Origin of the sequence: Actinomadura chokoriensis, from assembly GCF_041463665.1 — a bacterium.
GTDB lineage: Bacteria > Actinomycetota > Actinomycetes > Streptosporangiales > Streptosporangiaceae > Spirillospora > Spirillospora chokoriensis_A.
Genome location: NZ_JAXCEJ010000016.1, coordinates 79,330 through 95,945 on the forward strand (window position 1 = coordinate 79,330; position 16,616 = coordinate 95,945).

At 72.0% G+C, this 16,616-nt stretch carries 17 protein-coding genes; 10 read left to right on the plus strand and 7 right to left on the minus strand.

Translation table 11 applies throughout. From position 1 onward, the window contains the following. The first annotated feature begins 76 nt into the window (after nt 1–76). Entirely contained in the window at nt 77–1,369 is a 1,293-nt protein-coding gene (locus SM418_RS23770) for a cryptochrome/photolyase family protein (RefSeq protein ID WP_371943354.1), read from the plus strand. Here SM418_RS23770 and add read toward each other — a convergent pair. Both add and SM418_RS23780 read right to left on the minus strand, forming a co-directional pair. Next, a complete protein-coding gene (gene add / locus SM418_RS23775; protein ID WP_371943355.1) occupies nt 1,339–2,343 on the minus strand; it encodes an adenosine deaminase in 1,005 nt (334 codons plus the stop codon). The genes SM418_RS23770 and add overlap by 31 nt on opposite strands. A gap of 146 nt (nt 2,344–2,489) precedes the next feature. Continuing rightward, nucleotides 2,490–3,368 carry an HhH-GPD family protein gene (locus tag SM418_RS23780; RefSeq protein WP_371943356.1) on the minus strand — a complete coding sequence of 293 codons (879 nt, stop codon included), beginning with the start codon at nt 3,366–3,368 and terminating at the stop codon, nt 2,490–2,492. 108 nt (nt 3,369–3,476) lie between these two features. Between SM418_RS23780 and SM418_RS23785 the strand changes: the two genes are divergently transcribed. Continuing rightward, on the plus strand, nt 3,477–4,052 hold the full coding sequence (locus SM418_RS23785; protein WP_371943357.1) for a hypothetical protein: 576 nt from the start codon (nt 3,477–3,479) through the stop codon (nt 4,050–4,052). Nucleotides 4,053–4,089: 37 nt separating this feature from the next. On the opposite strand, the gene disA is transcribed toward SM418_RS23785, so the two are convergent. From disA to SM418_RS23805, 4 genes are all read right to left on the minus strand, one after another. After that, complete coding sequence (disA, locus tag SM418_RS23790; protein WP_371943358.1) at nt 4,090–5,172, minus strand: DNA integrity scanning diadenylate cyclase DisA; 1,083 nt, start codon at nt 5,170–5,172, stop codon at nt 4,090–4,092. A 113-nt stretch (nt 5,173–5,285) separates the two neighbouring features. After that, complete coding sequence (gene radA, locus SM418_RS23795) at nt 5,286–6,710, minus strand: DNA repair protein RadA (RefSeq protein WP_371943359.1); 1,425 nt, start codon at nt 6,708–6,710, stop codon at nt 5,286–5,288. A gap of 10 nt (nt 6,711–6,720) precedes the next feature. Beyond that, on the minus strand, nt 6,721–7,812 hold the full coding sequence (locus SM418_RS23800) for an alpha/beta fold hydrolase (protein WP_371943360.1): 1,092 nt from the start codon (nt 7,810–7,812) through the stop codon (nt 6,721–6,723). Between the two features lie 36 nt (nt 7,813–7,848). Further along, nucleotides 7,849–8,547: a class I SAM-dependent methyltransferase gene (locus SM418_RS23805; RefSeq protein ID WP_371943361.1), complete on the minus strand. Its 699-nt coding sequence runs from the start codon at nt 8,545–8,547 to the stop codon at nt 7,849–7,851. Nucleotides 8,548–8,714: 167 nt separating this feature from the next. Here SM418_RS23805 and SM418_RS23810 point away from each other — a divergent pair, with 167 nt between their 5' ends. The 8 genes from SM418_RS23810 (at nt 8,715) to SM418_RS23845 (ending at nt 15,522) form a co-directional block, all read left to right on the plus strand. Beyond that, nucleotides 8,715–9,599: a sugar phosphate isomerase/epimerase family protein gene (locus SM418_RS23810; protein WP_371943473.1), complete on the plus strand. Its 885-nt coding sequence runs from the start codon at nt 8,715–8,717 to the stop codon at nt 9,597–9,599. Then, nucleotides 9,596–10,204: a TetR/AcrR family transcriptional regulator gene (locus tag SM418_RS23815; RefSeq protein WP_371943362.1), complete on the plus strand. Its 609-nt coding sequence runs from the start codon at nt 9,596–9,598 to the stop codon at nt 10,202–10,204. The genes SM418_RS23810 and SM418_RS23815 overlap by 4 nt, the downstream gene beginning before the upstream one ends. A gap of 48 nt (nt 10,205–10,252) precedes the next feature. Beyond that, nucleotides 10,253–11,002, plus strand: coding sequence for an ABC transporter ATP-binding protein (locus SM418_RS23820; protein WP_371943363.1), 750 nt, complete (start codon nt 10,253–10,255; stop codon nt 11,000–11,002). Next, the gene (locus tag SM418_RS23825) at nt 10,999–11,748 is read left to right on the plus strand and encodes an ABC transporter permease (protein ID WP_371943364.1); all 750 of its coding nucleotides are present in this window, start codon (nt 10,999–11,001) and stop codon (nt 11,746–11,748) included. Before SM418_RS23820 ends, SM418_RS23825 begins: the two co-directional genes overlap by 4 nt. A 120-nt stretch (nt 11,749–11,868) precedes the next feature. Then, entirely contained in the window at nt 11,869–13,044 is a 1,176-nt protein-coding gene (locus tag SM418_RS23830; protein WP_371943366.1) for an LCP family protein, read from the plus strand. A 66-nt stretch (nt 13,045–13,110) separates the two neighbouring features. Continuing rightward, a complete protein-coding gene (locus SM418_RS23835; protein ID WP_371943367.1) occupies nt 13,111–14,031 on the plus strand; it encodes a proline dehydrogenase family protein in 921 nt (306 codons plus the stop codon). 133 nt (nt 14,032–14,164) lie between these two features. Beyond that, nucleotides 14,165–14,959: a pyrroline-5-carboxylate reductase gene (proC, locus tag SM418_RS23840; protein ID WP_371943368.1), complete on the plus strand. Its 795-nt coding sequence runs from the start codon at nt 14,165–14,167 to the stop codon at nt 14,957–14,959. A 125-nt stretch (nt 14,960–15,084) separates the two neighbouring features. After that, nucleotides 15,085–15,522 carry a hypothetical protein gene (locus SM418_RS23845; RefSeq protein ID WP_371943369.1) on the plus strand — a complete coding sequence of 146 codons (438 nt, stop codon included), beginning with the start codon at nt 15,085–15,087 and terminating at the stop codon, nt 15,520–15,522. A gap of 40 nt (nt 15,523–15,562) precedes the next feature. On the opposite strand, the gene SM418_RS23850 is transcribed toward SM418_RS23845, so the two are convergent. After that, nucleotides 15,563–16,543 carry an alpha/beta hydrolase gene (locus tag SM418_RS23850; RefSeq protein ID WP_371943370.1) on the minus strand — a complete coding sequence of 327 codons (981 nt, stop codon included), beginning with the start codon at nt 16,541–16,543 and terminating at the stop codon, nt 15,563–15,565. Nucleotides 16,544–16,616 lie beyond the last annotated feature (73 nt).

A 16,616-nucleotide genomic window follows, 5' to 3' on the forward strand; every position in this document is an offset into this window, starting at 1 on the left:
TGCCGTCCAAGCGGGGCCGAGGGGCCGTTCTCCTCCGGTGCAACCGGACGCGGGTGTCGCTCCGAAGACATGGTTGATGAGCACCTCGATCGTCCTGTTCACTCGCGACCTGCGGGTCCGCGACAATCCGGCGCTGGCGGCGGCGTGCCGGGCCGAGCATGTCGTGCCCGCCTTCGTCTTCGATGACGCGATCTTGAATGGGCCGTTCGCCGCGCCCAATCGCGTCCGGTTCCTGCTGGAAAGCCTTGCCGATCTCCGCGCGTCGCTGCGCGATCTGGGCGGCGATCTGGTGGTGCGCCGGGGGGATCCCGTCGCGGAGGCCGGCCGGCTGGCCGGGCAGACCGGTGCGAGGTCGCTGTTCATCACCGACGAGCGATCGGCGTACGGGACACGGCGCCTCGGCAGGCTGCGCGATCTCGGAATCGAGGTGTCGGCGCACCCCGGCGTCACGGTCGTCCCGCCCGGAGCACTCACCCCGGCGAGCGGCGATCACTACCGCGTGTTCACGCCGTACTGGCGGGCCTGGGACGCGGCGCGATGGCGTCCGATCGCGAGCGCGCCCAAGGCGATCCGACTGCCGTCCGGTGTGGAACCCGGCTCGCTCCCGGAGCTCGCCGACCTCACCTCCGGCTCAGCGTCCCCCGACCCGGTTCCCGGCGGCGAACGGGAGGGACGCCGGCGCATGACGACATGGTTGCGCGAGGCAGCCGCCGACTACGACAGGGCCCACGACGACCTCGCCGCCGACCGCACCTCCCGGCTCAGCCCGTACCTGAAGTTCGGGTGCGTCTCCCCGCTGGAACTGGCGAAGGCGGGACCGGACGGCTTCCGGCGCCAGCTGGCATGGCGGGACTTCCACCACCAGGTCGCCGCCGCGTTCCCCGCGCTCGCCGTGGAGGACTACCGGCCGCGCGGGCATCGGTGGAACGACGACGAGGACGCCCTCGCGGCCTGGCGGGACGGCGTGACGGGCGTCCCGATCGTCGACGCGGGCATGCGGCAACTGCGTCGCGAGGGCTTCATGCACAATCGCGCCCGCCTCATCACCGCGTCGTTCCTGACCCGCGACCTCGGCATCGACTGGCGGCACGGCCTGCGCCACTTCAACGACCTCCTCATCGACGGCGACATCGCCGACAACGCGGGGAACTGGCAGTGGGTTGCCGGGACCGGCAACAACACCCGGCCCGGCCAGGTCATGAATCCGCTCCGGCAGGCGTCCCGTTTCGACCCCGGCGGCGACTACGTCCGCCGATACGTGGCCGAACTCGCCGGCATCGAGGGCTCGCGCGTCCACCGCCCCTGGACGCTTCCCGCGTCCGGCAGGCAAGCGTCGGCCTACCCGCCGCCCATCATCGACATCGAATGACGTGACCCATCGAGCCAGGCATCGATCGCTTTGCGGAGGCCGGCTTTGGTGGTGGCGGGAGCGAAGGAGGCCGTCACGGCGTTGCGGGCCAACGCGGCGAGAGTGGCGTCGTCGTAACCGAAAGCGTCGCGGACGCGGGTGTATTCGGCGGTGGGGGACGTGTTGATCAAGGTGGGGATGTCGGTGTTGAGAGTCACCACCAGGCCCGCTTCGAGGAGGCGGGGGAGAGGGTGGGCGTCGAGGGACGGGGCGAAGCCCAGAGCCACGTTCGAGGACGGGCACACTTCGAGGGGTATGCCGCGCTCGCGTACCTCGGCCACGAGGCCGGGGTCGTCCAGGATGCGGATGCCGTGGCCGAGGCGTTCGGTGCGGCCGGGGCCGAGGGCCTGCCGGATGCTGGCGGGGCCCTCCGCTTCGCCCGCGTGGTGGACGACGTGCAGTCCGGCGTCGCGGGCGGCGGCGAACACCTCCGTGAACGGGTCGCCGGAGTGGGCCTCGTCTCCCGCGAGGCCGACGGCGACCACGCGGTCATGGCGGCGGGCGAGGTCGAGCGTGCGCCAGGCGCGCTCGACGGACCGGCGCCGGGAGTGGTCGAGGATGAGGCGGCACTCGATCCCGTATGCGTCCTGCCCGGCGTCGAGGCCCTCCAGGACGGCCTGGAGGGGCATGGCGAGGTCGCCGAGGCGTTCGCCGTGCCCGGCCGCCGTGAAGGACACCTCGGCGTATTGGACGCCTTGTGCGGATTCGTCCGCGCAGAACTCGTAGGCGATCCGCCGGAAGTCGTCGGGGCGCCGCAGGCAGGCCCGGACGAGGTCGTTCTGCGCGAAGAAGGAGGCGAAGTCCCCGAACGTGTCCGTGCGGTCGGGTACCCGCAGGCCGTTGGCCGCGCCGATCTCCTGGAGCGTGGTCCACCGGACGGTGCTCTCCAGGTGAACGTGCAGATGGGCTTTGGGCAGGGTCAACAGATCGCGCACGCCCGTACGCTACGGGCCCGCCGGCTCGGCCGCCCAACCAATATCCGCGGCCGACTCGGGCAGGAGGGCCGTGATTCGGCCGGTGAGCGGGCGTGGTGTCGAGTCGCGCCCAACCAGGACCGTCCTCGTCCAGGGGCGCGGCGCGGTCAGCTGGGAAGGGCGTAGCGGCCGTCGTCGAGGGGGTCGACGAGACCGTCTGCGATGAGGGCGTCGAGGGCGCGTTCGCGTTGCACGGCGTCCGACCAGACGACGTCGAGGGCCGGTTTCGCGACCGGCCCCTCGGCGTCCCGCAGCACGGCGAGGATGCGGCCGCGGCACTGCCGGTCGGTGCCCGCATACGTCTGGCCCCGGCGCGGCGGCCCGTCATAGGCGGGACGTCCGGCCAGCTGCCACGAGCACTCGGCGACCACCGGGCAGTCGACGCAGCGGGGCGTGCGGGCGGTGCAGACGAGAGCGCCCAGTTCCATGACGGCGACGGCCCAGCGGGCGGCGGTCGGGGGATCGACCGGCAGGAGGCTCTCCGCGAGCGCCACCTCCGCCCTGGTCTGCGACTTCGGCGGGTACTCGACGCCGGTCATCAGCCGGGCCAGGACGCGCCGGACGTTGGTGTCGAGGACCGCGTGCCGCTGCCGGAACGCGAAGCTGGCGACGGCCGCGGCCGTGTAGGCGCCGATGCCGGGCAGCGCCAGCAGTTCCCCGTGCGACGAGGGCACCTCGCCGCCGTGCCGCTCGGTGATCGCGCGGGCGCTCTCGTGCAGGCGCAGCGCCCGGCGCGGGTAGCCGAGCCGCCCCCACGCCCGGACGGCCTCGCCAGACGGTTCGGCGGCCAGCGCGGCGGGTGAGGGCCAGCGCGCCATCCAGGCGTCCCAGACGGGCAGGACGCGGGAGACCGGCGTCTGCTGGAGCATGATCTCGCTGACGAGGACGCCCCACGGGGTCGCGTCCGGCGCGCGCCAGGGCAGGTCCCGGGCGTTCGCCTCGTACCAGTCGAGGATCGGGGCGGTGTAGACGGAGTTCAGATTCATGGCGCGCCGCCATTGTGGCATGCGGCGGGTCGTCCCCTCTTTCCCGATCGGCGAATGCATACTGACCGCATGTGTCCGAATACTGGGCGTGACTCGGGCGGTGCTGGGGTGGACCAGTACTGGCGGCGCCGCGCCCTGGCGCTCGCCGGCGTGCTCGGCACCGTCGGCCTGCTGGCCTGGACGTGCGCCGGGACCGGGGAGGACGAGCCGGCCCGCGGCGCGGACGCGGCCGAGAGCGCGAGCCCGCCGCCCCCGCCCACGGCGATGCCGACGGTCACGGTCACCGCGACGACGACGCCCGAGCCGGACCGGGCGGGCGACGGCGGCCCCTGCGCCGCCGAGGACCTCGTCGTCCACATGCCGGACGCCGACGGCACCTACACGGGCTCCGAGCGGCCGGAGTTCCAGGTCACCGTCGTCAACACGGGCGCGGGTTCCTGCAAGTTCGACACGGGTTCGCTGGACGTCCGCATCACCTCCGGAACGGACCGCATCTGGTCGTCCGCCGAATGCCGCTCTGGCGAAGCCCCGAAGGAGACCCTCCGCCGCGGCATCCCGTACGTCGACACCATCACCTGGGACCGCAAGCGCGGCTGCAAGGGCGACACCCGCGCCCGCCCCGGCACCTACGTGGCCGATCTCAAGGGCAGGAAGGCGAAGAAGCAGATCTTCTACCTCCGCTGACCAGCCCTGGCCTGCGGTGGCACCTGGAGGCGTGCGATCAGACGTAGCGTTCCAGGATCGAGGATTCGGCCAGGCGGGAGAGGCCCTCGCGGACGCTGCGGGCCCGGGATTCGCCGACGCCGCCGACGGCCTGGAGGTCGTCGATGCTGGCGGCGAGGAGTTTCTGCAGCCCGCCGAAGTGTTCGACGAGGCGTTCGACGACCATGCTGGGCAGCCGGGGCACCTTGGCGAGGAGGCGGAAGCCCTTGGGGCTGACGGGCAGGTCGAGGGCGTCCGGGCCGGCGAAGCCCATCACCTCGGCGACCGTCGACAGGTCCAGGAGCTCGTTGGCGGAGAGGGTGTCGAGGGAGGCGAGGATGGCGGCGACGCCGCGGGCACGGGTGTCGTCGGACGGGTAGTCGCGGATGATCAGCTCGCGGTCGGCGTCGACGCCGGAGACCAGCTCGTCCAGCTGGAGGGAGAGGAGCCGGCCGTCGGTGCCGAGCTCGACGACGTAGCCCTCGATCTCGTCGGCGATGCGCCGCACCATCTCGAGGCGCTGGACGACGGCGCTGACGTCGCGGACGGTGACGAGGTCCTCGATCTCGAGGGCGGAGAGCGTGCCGGACACCTCGTCCAGGCGGAGTTTGTACCGTTCGAGCGTGGCGAGCGCCTGGTTGGCCTTGGAGAGGATGGCCGCCGAGTCTTCGAGGACGTAGCGGATCCCGTCGAGGTACAGCGCGATGATGTGCATCGACTGGCTGACCGAGATGACCGGGAGGCCGGTCTGCCGGGCGACGCGTTCCGCGGTGCGGTGCCGCGTCCCCGACTCCTCGGTGGGGATGGTCGAGTCGGGCACGAGGTGGACGGCGGCGCGGACGATGCGGGTGTGGCTGTCGTCGAGGACGATCGCGCCGTCCATCTTGGCGAGTTCGCGCAGCCGGGTCGCGGAGAACTCGACGTCGAGTTCGAAGCCGCCCGTGCAGAGGTCCTCGACCGGTTTGTCGTAGCCGAGGACGATCAGGCCGCCGGTATGGCCCCGCAGGATCCGCTCGAGTCCGTCGCGTATCTGGGTGCCCGGGGCCACCGCGGCCAACGTGGCGCGGCGTCGTTCGTCATGACCCTTGTCGTGTGATGGCACCTGACCCCCGGAGGTCGCTGGACGGCGTCAGTTTACCGAGGCGGGCCGCGCCCCGGTTCCTCCCCAGGTCGCAAGCCTGAGTTGTGTGCAGTAATACTCTGGCGTGACTCGCGTCAGGGCGCCGTAAACGCGACCTGGAGCGCCTGTTGCAGGCTGTCGACCTCCATCACCTTCATGCCTTCGTAGCTGCTGAGCTGCGGGTCGGCGCGCTTGAGCGGCGATCCGTCGGCGAGTTCGAGGGAGCCGCGCGGGACGACGGCGTGCTTGAACCCGAGCCGGGCGGCCTCGGCGAGCCGCCGCTGGACGCCGGGCACGACGCGGACCTCCCCGGCGAGGCCCACCTCGCCGAGGGCGATCAGGCTGTTGGAGAGGGCCTGCTCGACCGTGGAGCCCGCCACGGCCAGGGCGAGGGCCAGGTCGACGGACGTCTCGGCCAGCCGCACCCCGCCGACCGTCGAGACGTAGACGTCCTGCTCGTGCATGGAGATCTTGCAGCGCTGCGCGAGGACGGCGAGGACCATCGCGACGCGGGACGTGTCGAGCCCGGACGTCGCCCTGCGGGGCGCCGGGAGGTGCGATTTCGCGACGAGCGACTGCACCTCGGCGACCAGCGGCCGCCGCCCCTCCAGCGTCACGGTCACGCACGTGCCGGGGACGGCCTCCTCGCGGCGGGTCAGGAACAGGCCGCTCGGATCGGGCAGCCCGACGATCCCGACCTCGGACAGGTCGAAGCAGCCCAGTTCGTCCGTCGGCCCGTAGCGGTTCTTCACCGCGCGGATCATGCGGAGCCGGGAGTGCCGGTCGCCCTCGAAGTACAGGACGACGTCGACCAGGTGCTCCAGGAGGCGCGGCCCGGCGATCGCGCCCTCCTTGGTGACGTGGCCGACCAGCACGACGGTGATGCCGCGCTCCTTCGCGACCCTGATCAGGTTGGCGGCGACCTCGCGGATCTGCGTGACGCCGCCGGGCGCGCCGTCGACCTCGGACGTCCCGATCGTCTGGATGGAGTCGACGACGAGCAGCGTGGGCTCGACGGAGTCGACGTGCCCGAGGACCGCCGACAGTTCGGTCTCCGCAGCGAGGTACAGGTGGTCGGTGATCGCGCCGACCCGGTCGGCGCGCAGCCGCACCTGCTCGGCCGACTCCTCGCCCGTCACGTAGAGGACGTTCTTCCCCCCGCCGTCTCCGGACCCCGTCGAGGCGAGGGCGGCGACCTCCAGCAGCAGCGTCGACTTGCCGATGCCCGGCTCGCCCGCCAGCAGCAGGACGGCCCCGGGGACGATGCCGCCGCCGAGCACCCGGTCGAGCTCGTCCAGGCCGGTGGGCCGCGACTGCGCCGACCGGACGTCCACCTGCCCGATCGGGCGCGCCGGCGTGCTCACCGGCCCGGCGGAGACGACCCGCGCGGGCGTGGCGGACGCCGCCTCCATGACCGTCCCCCACGTCTGGCACTCGCCGCAGCGCCCGACCCACTTGGACGTCTGCCAGCCGCACTCCGAGCACCGGTAGGCCGCCTTGGCCGTCTTAGCCTTCGCCATGCGCGGCAGCCTAGAGGCCGCCGCCGACAGTCAGGCCGGTCTTGCGGGCGCGTTCGATCAGGTCGCCGAGGTGGTCGGAGACCACGCCGGGGCGTTCGAGCATGGCCATGTGCCCGGCGGTGGGGACGACCTCCAGGCGCGCGGACGGGACGCAGGAGGCGATCTTGAGGCTGTGCCCGACCGGGGTGAGCAGGTCGTTCTCGCCGCCGATGACGAGGGTGTCGGCGGCGGCGAGGGAGGCGCAGTCGCTGATGACGTCGGTCGTGATCATCGAGCGGAGGTAGTCGGCGAACGCGTCCATGCGGGTCTCGGTCATCATCTGCTCGCAGAAGGCGACCGCGGCGGGGCTCGCTTCGGGGCCGAAGGCGATGAGGTCCTCGACGATCGTGGCGGCGTCGCGGCCGAGGTGGCGGACCTTCTCCAGGGCCCCGGAGCCGGTGCCGAGGGCGCCGAGGGCGCGGGGCAGCACGCGGTGGCTGGTGCGCGCGATCAGCGCGGGCAGGCCGAGGGAGACCTCGCCGAGGCCGCCGGAGGAGGTGCACAGCAGTCCAGCGGCGAGGATCTTGCGCCCGACCAGGCCGGGGTTGTCGTCGGCGTACCGCATGATCGTCATGCCGCCCATGGAGTGGCCGACGAGGACGACGGGCGTGCCGGCGGGGACGGTGGCCTCGATCACGGCGCCGAGGTCGGCCGCGAGGCGGGGGACGGAGTAGCCGTCGCGGGCGCCGCCGTCGGAGCGGCCGTGGCCGCGGTGGTCCCAGAAGACGAGGCGGCCGAGCCCGCGCAGGGCCTTGCGCTGGAAGTGCCAGGAGTCCTGGGTGAGCGTCCAGCCGTGCGAGAACACGACGGCGAGGTCGGTGCGGTCGTCACCGTCGATCTCGGCGTACAGGCGGGTGCCGTCGTCGGCGCGGACGGGGACGGGACGGCCGCGCAGGGACCCGAACGGCTCGCCCGCGAACGGGTCGGGCCGCAACTGGAGGCGGCGCATGGCGCGGCGCTGGGCGACCAGCCCGGCGCCCGCGCCGGCCGCGCCGACGGCGGTGGCGGCGACCAGGCCGCCGAACGCTCTTCCAGCGGTGACACGGCTCGTGGCACGGCCCATGGCCCGATCCTCCCGGATGACCGACTCGTCAGTAACTCAGGGGCAACGCCACCACAAATTCACGGCATAGTCCACCTCCAGGCCCGGATGCTCGCGCAGGCACGCGTCCGCGAGGTCGGCCGGGAACTCGATCCGCAGGACGGCGGCGAGGTCGTCCCGGCTCTCGAACGACCAGCGGATCATCAACGGCTCGCGGGAGAAGCCGCGGCGCGCCCAGAAGCGTTCGACGGCTTCCGGGTCGTACTTCGGCAGGCTCCGCCGGAACCAGCGGCCGAACGTGGAGCGGGTGGCGTCGTTGTCGATGATGAAGATCGCCCCGCCGCGCCGGACGACCCGGTCCAGTTCGCGGAGGCCCGGCTCGCAGCCCGGCCCGAAGAAGTACGCCCACCGGACGTGGACGACGTCGATCGAGGCGTCCGGCAGCGGCAACGCCTGGGCCGTCCCGGCCCGGACGGTGACGTTCGGCAGGTCGCGGGTCCGGCGCGCGGCGGCCGAGGCCAGCCCCGCATGCGGTTCCACGCCGATCACCCGGCGCGCGTCGGCGGCGAAGAACGGCAGGTGGAAGCCGGTGCCGCAGCCGAGGTCCAGGACGTCGGCCCCGTTCCAGGGGCGGACGGCGCGCATCGCGTCGGCGAGGATCCCGTCGGGGTCGACGGCGCGGTTCTCCAGCTCGTAGACCTGCGGGGAGTTCCAGATGTTGGGGCTCGGCACGGCGCCCGGCGCGATATCGGCCACGCCGAAAGAGGGTAGTCCGCTCCAGGGGCGGTCCCGAACGCGGAGCAATCAGGATCACTCCGGGCGGTTGTTTGATCGCCGCCGCCGCCGCATAGGCTTTACGTTGCGAACCTGATGACCATCCGCACCTGATGACCAGTCGAGCGATCATTCCTGGCGAGGAAGCCTTGACCCCGCAGCCCAACGGCGTCAGTACACCGGCTCTCCGTGTACCGGACGCGCCGATCACGCTCTCCACCGCGTCGGTCTACCCGGAGAAGGTACCGAGCGCGTTCGAGATCGCCGCGCTGCTGGGCTACGACGGCATCGAGGTCATGGTCTCCACGGACGCCTCCTCGCAGGACCTGAACGTCCTGCGCCGGCTGTCCGACTACCACCAGGTCCCGATCAAGTCGATCCACGCGCCCTGCCTGCTGCTCACCCAGCGGGTGTGGGGGCGCGAGCCCTGGGGCAAGCTCGTCCGCTCCAAGGAGGTCGCCGAGGAACTGGGCGCGGACGTGGTCGTCGTCCACCCGCCGTTCCGCTGGCAGCGCGACTACGCGAAGGAGTTCGTCGAGGGCCTCGCCCGCATGCAGGACGAGACGGACGTCCTGTTCGCGGTCGAGAACATGTTCCCGCTCAAGGCGCGCGGCGCCGAAGCGGGCATGTACCTGCCCGACTGGAACCCCGTCGAGCAGGACTACCCGTACGTCACCCTCGACCTGTCCCACACCGCCGTTTCGGGGTCGGACGCCATCGACATGGCGGGGAGCCTCGGCGACCGTCTGCGCCACATCCATCTCGCGGATGGCGTGGGCATCACCAACAAGGACGAGCATCTCGTCCCGGGCCGGGGCAACCAGCCGTGCGGGCCGATGCTGGAGAACCTCGCCGAGGGCGGCTTCCGGGGGCACATCGTCCTGGAGGTGAACACGCGGCGCGCGTCCACCCGGGTCGAGCGCATGGAAGATCTCGCCGAGGCCCTGGCGTTCGCCCGCCTGCACCTCGCCGCCGCCGAGCACACCTGGGAGGTCACGCCGGCGGGGGAGATCACCCGCCGGGGGGTGCGGTGACCGAGGCGGCCGGCCCGCGAGAGGCGGCCGGCCCGCGGGGGCGGCGCCCGGGCCCGACCGAGACGCGCGAGAAGATCCTGGCCGAGGCGCGCGACCTGTTCGCCGAGAAGGGCTACGACGGCGCCTCGCTGCGCGCCATCGCGCGCGCCGCCGGGGTCGACCCCGCCCTCGTCCACCACTTCTTCGGCAACAAGGAGGGCGTGTTCGTCGAGGCGATGCGCTTCCCCGTGGACCCGTCCGTCGTCCTGCCGCGCGTCATCTCCGCGCCGCGCGAGCGGCTCGGCGAGACGATGGTCCGCACCTTCCTGGAGGTGTGGCGGGACGAGGACCGCCGCGCCCCGATGCTCGCGATGCTCCGCTCGGCGATGACGAACGAGCGGGCGGCGGCGCTGCTGCGCGAGTTCGTCACGGCCGTGCTGCTCGGACGCGTCACGCGGGACGCGGAGGTGCCGCCGCTCGGCGTCCAGGCGGCCGCCGGGCAGATGATCGGCCTGATGATCCTGCGCTACGTGGTGCGCATGGAGCCGCTGGCCTCCGCCTCGGAGGACGAGCTGATCGAACTGGTCGCGCCGGCCATCCAACGCTACCTGACGCTCACGTTCTAGCCCCTGGGCACCCTTGACCGGACCCCTCCGTCCGCTTAAATTCAACACATGATGAGTTCTAGCCCGGCGAGCGGCGCCGAGCCGGCGGTCAGCGTGCGCGACCTGCGGGTCGTCCGCGGCGGCCGGGAGGTGCTGCACGGGCTCACCCTCGACGTCCCGCGCGGCTCGATCGTCGGGCTGATCGGCCCGAGCGGCTGCGGGAAGACCACGCTGATCAGGGCGCTCGTCGGCGTCCAGATCGTGAAGAGCGGCACGGTGACGGTGCTCGGCGCGCCCGCGGGCTCGCCCGGCCTGCGGCACCGCGTCGGCTACGCGACGCAGTCCCCGGCCGTGTACGCCGACCTGACCGTCGCCGAGAACCTGCGCTACTTCGCGTCCGTCCTGCGCGCGCCGCGCTCGGACGTCGACCGCGTCATCGACGAGGTCGGGCTCGGCCGCCACCGCGACCAGACCGCGGCGACGCTGTCGGGCGGGCAGCTCAGCCGCGTCAACCTCGCCGTCGCGCTGCTCGGCGACCCGGAGCTGATCGTCCTGGACGAGCCGACCGTCGGCCTCGACCCGGTGCTGCGGCAGGAGCTGTGGGGGCTGTTCCGGGAGCTGGCCGACCGGGGCGCGACCCTCGTCGTGTCCAGCCACGTCATGGACGAGGCGGGCCGCACCGACCGGCTGCTGCTGATGCGGGAGGGCGCCGTCCTCGCCGACGGCACCCCGGACGGGCTGCGCTCGCGCACCGGGACGTCCGACCTCGAAGCGGCGTTCCTGCACCTGATCACCGAGAGGGCGGGGAGCCGGGCATGAGCACGGCGCCCATGAGCACGGCCGTCACGTTCGCCACGATGCGGCGCATCCTCGCGCAGCTCAGGCACGACCACCGCACCCTCGCGCTGCTGATCGTCGTGCCGACGCTGCTGATGATCCTGCTGCGCTACGTGTTCGACCAGCCGATGGTCTTCGACCGGATCGGCCCCATGCTGCTCGGCCTGTTCCCGTTCATCGTCATGTTCGTCGTGGCCAGCGTCGCCACCCTCCGGGAGCGGACGAGCGGCACCCTCGAACGGCTGATGACCATGCCGCTCGGCAAGCTCGACCTGCTGCTCGGCTACGCGCTCGCGTTCGGGGCGGTCGCGCTCGTGCAGGTCGGCGTCGTGCTGGTGATCTCGCTGACCTGGCTCGGCCTCGACCTGAGCGGCTCGCTCGGCTCCCTCGTCCTCGTCTCCCTGCTGGACGCGCTGCTCGGCATGTCGCTCGGCCTGTTCGCGAGCGCGTTCGCCCGGACCGAGTTCCAGGCCGTCCAGTTCATGCCCGCGTTCGTGCTGCCGCAGACGCTGCTCTGCGGGCTGATCATCCCGCGCGACCACATGGCGTCCTGGCTGAACGCCGTCTCGGACGTCCTGCCCCTGTCGTACGCGGTGGAGGGCATGCAGGAGATCAGCACCCGTTCCGGCTTCACCGCCACCCTGGCCCTGGACGTGGCCGTCATCGCCGCGTTCACGGTCGTCGCCCTCGTCCTCGGCGCCGTGACCCTCCGCCGCCGGACGCCCTGAGCCCGGGGGACGACCCGCGAGGAGGGGCTTGGGTTTACCTGCGCGGGCGTGTTCTGCCTTAATCGGACAGGCAGGGCTAAGTGGGCTATCTCCGGTCCATGGGGCTGGTAGCTTCGCGCCATGACCTCCCCAGATCATGGTCCGCGGGCGCCGCAGCGGGCCGACGAGGCCCCGCAGGCGCAGGCGCCGGCGGGGGCCCAGGCCACCGATGCCCCGGAGCCGGCGGGGAAGAGCGACGCCGGCGACGCGTTCTGGGCGGGGACGGACGGTGCGGAGCGCAGGCGCAAGCGGCGCTGGCCGCGCGTCCTGATCGCCGTCGGCGTGTTCGTGGCGCTGCTCGTGGCGGGCCTCGGCGGGCTGCTGTGGCAGCGCCAGTCGTCCTACAACGGCAACATCGAACGGATCAAGGGCGCGATGCCGGGCGAGGGCGCGAACCGGCCGGGCCCGAACGTGGAGGGCACCGAGAACTGGCTGCTCGTCGGGTCGGACTCGCGCGCGGACGCCCCGACGACCGGGGAGGGCAACCAGGTCTGGAAGCCCGGACAGCAGCGCACGGACACGATCATGCTGCTGCACCTGCCGGCCGACCGGAAGAAGGCCTACGTCATCTCCTTCCCGCGCGACTCGTGGGTCGAGATCCCCGGCTACGGCAACCAGAAGATCAACGCGGCGTTCTCCTTCGGCGGCCCGAAGCTGCTGATCGAGACGATGGAGAACCTCACCGGGATCCGCGTCGACCACTTCGGCGCGATCGACTTCGAGGGCTTCAAGTCCATGACGGACGCGCTCGGCGGCGTCACCGTCAACATCAAGCAGAGCGTGTACGACCCGGCCCGCAAGAAGCAGTGGACGGCGGGCCGGCAGAAGCTGAACGGCGAGGACGCGCTGCTGTTCGTCCGGCAGCGCTACAACCTGCCGAACGGCGACTTCGACCGGATCAAGCGGCAGCAGGCGTTCCTCGGCGCCCTCGCCAAGCAGGCCGCCGACCGCGGCACGCTCACCAACCCGCTCAAGCTGGACCGGTTCATGTCGGCGCTCAGCAAGTCGATCAGCGTGGACGAGAGCGTGTCCGCGGGCGACCTGCGCTCGCTGGCGCTGAGCATGCGCAGCGTCCGGGCGTCGGACGTGAGGTTCATGACACTCCCGCACAAGGGCACCGGCATGCGCGCCAAGCAGAGCGTCGTGTTCCTGGACGTCGCGCGGGCGAAGCAGCTGTTCGAAGCCGTCAAGACGGCCCAGATGGCCGATTACGTGAAGCAGTACGGAGGCGGCAACACCCTCGGCACCGTGTCGTGAGCAGCGCGGTGGGGCGGGCTTAACCTGGGATGGGTAGGGCCCAGGAACCACCGAAGGGTGCGCACAGTGCTTCGTCAGGCGTTGCTCGTCGCGTCGCGCAGTGGCGGCGCGCGCAGGGTCGTGGAGTTCGCGCCGTTCACCGGTGACGTCGTCCGGCGTTTCATCGCGGGGGAGACGATCGAGGACGCGGCGCGCGTCACCGAGAGGCTGACCGGCGAGGGGCTGCTCGTCAGCCTGGACGTCCTGGGCGAGGACACGCATGACGAGGAGCGCGCCGAGGCGAACGTCGCGCACTACGTCGAACTGCTGGGGCGGCTCGGCGCCGCCGGGCTCGGCGTACGCGCCGAGGTCTCGCTGAAGCTTTCGGCCATTGGCCAGACCCTCGACGAAGCCCTCGCCCTGGAGAACGCCAGACGCGTCTGCGACGCCGCCCGTTCTGCCGGTACGACGGTGACTCTCGACATGGAGGACCACACGACCGTCGCTTCGACCCTGCGGGTCGTCCGCGACATAAGGCCCGACTTCCCGGACGTGGGCGCGGTCATCCAGTCGTACTTGCGGCGAGCAGAGGAGTACTGCGCGGAACTGGCTTACGAGGGGTCGCGCGTAAGGCTGTGCAAGGGCGCCTATACGGCACCGGCGGCGGTGGCCTTTACCGACAAGGACGGGGTCGACAAGTCGTTCGTCCGCTGTATGAAGGTCCTGATGGCGGGGAAGGGCTACCCGATGCTCGCCACGCACGACCCTCGGCTCATCGACATCGCCGGTGCGCTGTCGGTTCTGCACGAGCGTGACGCCGACACGTTCGAGTACCAGATGCTCTACGGGATCCGCCCGCAGGAGCAGCGCCGGCTCGCCGCGCAGGGCGCGCAGGTCCGCGTCTACGTCGCGTACGGGCCCGACTGGTACCGGTACTTCATGCGCCGCTTGGCGGAACGTCCCGCCAACCTGCGCTTCTTCATGCGCTCCCTCACCGGACGGTCATGACCGGAGGTTCGTTCGTGTCCGGGGGTCTTTCGTGTCTGGGGTTCTTCCGGGGGCATGGGGGGCGTTCCCTCGCAGGGGAAAGGCCCGCCGCTAGGCTGGACCCGTCGTTGAATCCCCACGTCAAGGTATGCCGATGATCGCGATTCTGGGTGCCGGGAAGATGGGCGAGGCGCTGCTGTCCGGGGTGCTCCGGGCCGGCCGCCGCCCGTCCGAGCTGATGGCGACCGCGCGCCGGGAGGAGCGGGCCGCGCTGCTGCGCGAGCGGTACGGCGTCGAGATCGCGACGAACGCGGACGCCGCCGCGCGAGCCGGGACACTGATCCTGGCGGTCAAGCCGCAGGACATGGGCGCCCTGCTGGAGGAGATCGGCGCGCACGTCCCGGCCGGCCGGCTGGTGATCTCGATGGCGGCGGGCATCACGACCGGGTTCATCGAGGCGCGGCTGCCGGAGGGCGTGCCCGTCGTGCGGGTCATGTCGAACACGCCCGTGCACGTGGACGAGGCGATGAGCGTGATCTCGCCCGGCTCGCACGCGGCGGAGGAGCACCTGAAGCTGGCCGAGGAGTTGCTGTCCCCGGTCGGGAAGGTGCTGCGCATCCCCGAGTCGCTGCAGGACGGCGCGACGGCCCTGTCCGGCAGCGGCCCCGCGTACTTCTACTACCTGGTCGAGGCGATGGTGGACGCGGGCATCCTGCTCGGCATGCCGCGCGCCGCCGCGCTGGAGATGGTGATCCAGTCGGCCGTCGGCGCCGCGGTCATGCTGCGCGACTCCGGCGAGCACCCGGTGCTGCTGCGCGAGGCCGTGACCTCCCCTGGCGGGACGACGATCTCGGCGATCCGGGAGCTGGAGCGGCACGGCGTCCGCGCCGCCGTCCTGGAGGCCATCGAGGCGGCCCGCAACCGGGGCCGCGAACTGGCGGGCGGCTGACACGGGGGGTGACCAAGTGCGGCTGATCACGGGCGGCTGACCACGTGCGGCGGGCCGGGGCGCTCGCACGGAAGTTCATCTTTGAACATTGAGCCGACCGGGGGTTTCCGCCCGTGTAAGGAAGTATGGGACTCCTGCTCCGCCTGATCGTCGCCGCCGGGCTGGCGGCCGACGCCATCGTGCACTGGATGTTCGCGCCCGACATGGCCTATGTCGAGGGCGGGGCCATCGGCGGTGACCTGCTCTTCCGCATCCAGGCGGCCGTCGCCGGCGTGGTGGCCGTCATCGTCCTCACCTACGGGACCCGCTGGGCGTACGCGCTGGCGTTCCTGGTCGCGTCGAGCGCGGCCGGCGCCGTCGTCCTCTACTACTACGTCGATCCCGGGGCGCTCGGCCCGCTGCCCGCCATGCACGAACCCGTCTGGTACATCGACAAGACGATCAGCCTGGTGGGCGAGGGAGGCGCCGCGCTGGCCGCCCTCGCCGGGTTCTTCGTCGCGAGGCGCGGGCGTCGCCCGGACGAGGACGAACTCTTCGACGTCGAGCCCGCGGGCCGCTTCTGACCCCGCGGGCCGTCTCCGCCCCCGCTATCGACCGGCGGGGTCAGGCCGCCTCGATCCGTCCGGGGGAGGTGTGGTGCGTGACCCCGCAGATGAAGCGGGCCGCGTCGCGCATCGCCTCGCCTGCCTCGGGCAGGACGCGGTTCAGGATCTGGAAGACGTGCATCTGGCCCTTCCAGACCTGGAGCTCGCAGGCCCGGCCGGCGCGTTTCAGCGCTTTCGCGAAGGCCTCGGCCTCGGTGCGCAGGACCTCTGCGCCGCCGACCTGGATGAGGACGGGCGGCATGTCCGTCCAGGCGCAGGTGAGCAGCGCCAGCCTCGGGTCGTCGAATCCGGCGGGCCCCACGACGAGGCGGGCGATCCGGAGCGCCGACGCGGCGCTGATGTAGGGGTCACGGGCGCGCTCCTGCGCCTGGATGGAGAGTTCGCAGGTCAGATCGACCCAGGGGGAGAAGAGCGCGAGCCCGGCGGGGTTCGGGAGGGCCAGCCGGCAGATCTCCCCGGCGAGCACGGCGGCGAGGTGCCCGCCGGCCGAGTCGCCCGCGATGACGATGCCGGACGCGGGCACGCCCCGGCCTAGCAGCCACCGGTACGCGGCGACGGCGTCCTCCAGCGGCGCCGGGAACGGATTCTCGGGCGCCAGCCGGTACCGTGCCGCGAGGACGGGCAGGCCCGTGTCGTGCGCGAGCCGCGACGTGATCGGCCGGTGCGTGCGCGGCGAGCAGGCCACGTAGCCGCCGCCGTGCAGGTAGAGGACGGCGCCGTCGGGCGGCCCCTCGGGGGCGTCCCGTGGGGCCACCCACTCGCCCTTGATCGGGTGGTTGTCGCCGTCGTCGTCCAGCCGCTCGTCCAGCCCCTCGATCCGCACGCCGGAGCAGGGCCGCATCAGTAAGGACGCCGCGTCCACGGTGGAACGGGCGGTGCGGATGCCGGTCGTGTGGCCGGGAAGGTAGTGCAGGAGAGGCCGGACGCCCAGGCGCAGAGCGCTGCTGATCGCACGGCTGCGAACGCTCGGGCTGTCCATGTACCCCCCTTTGGTGTTTTGGTGTTGTCTGATCTGTATGCCCGTTTCGGGGAGTAATTCACGTCACAGGTTC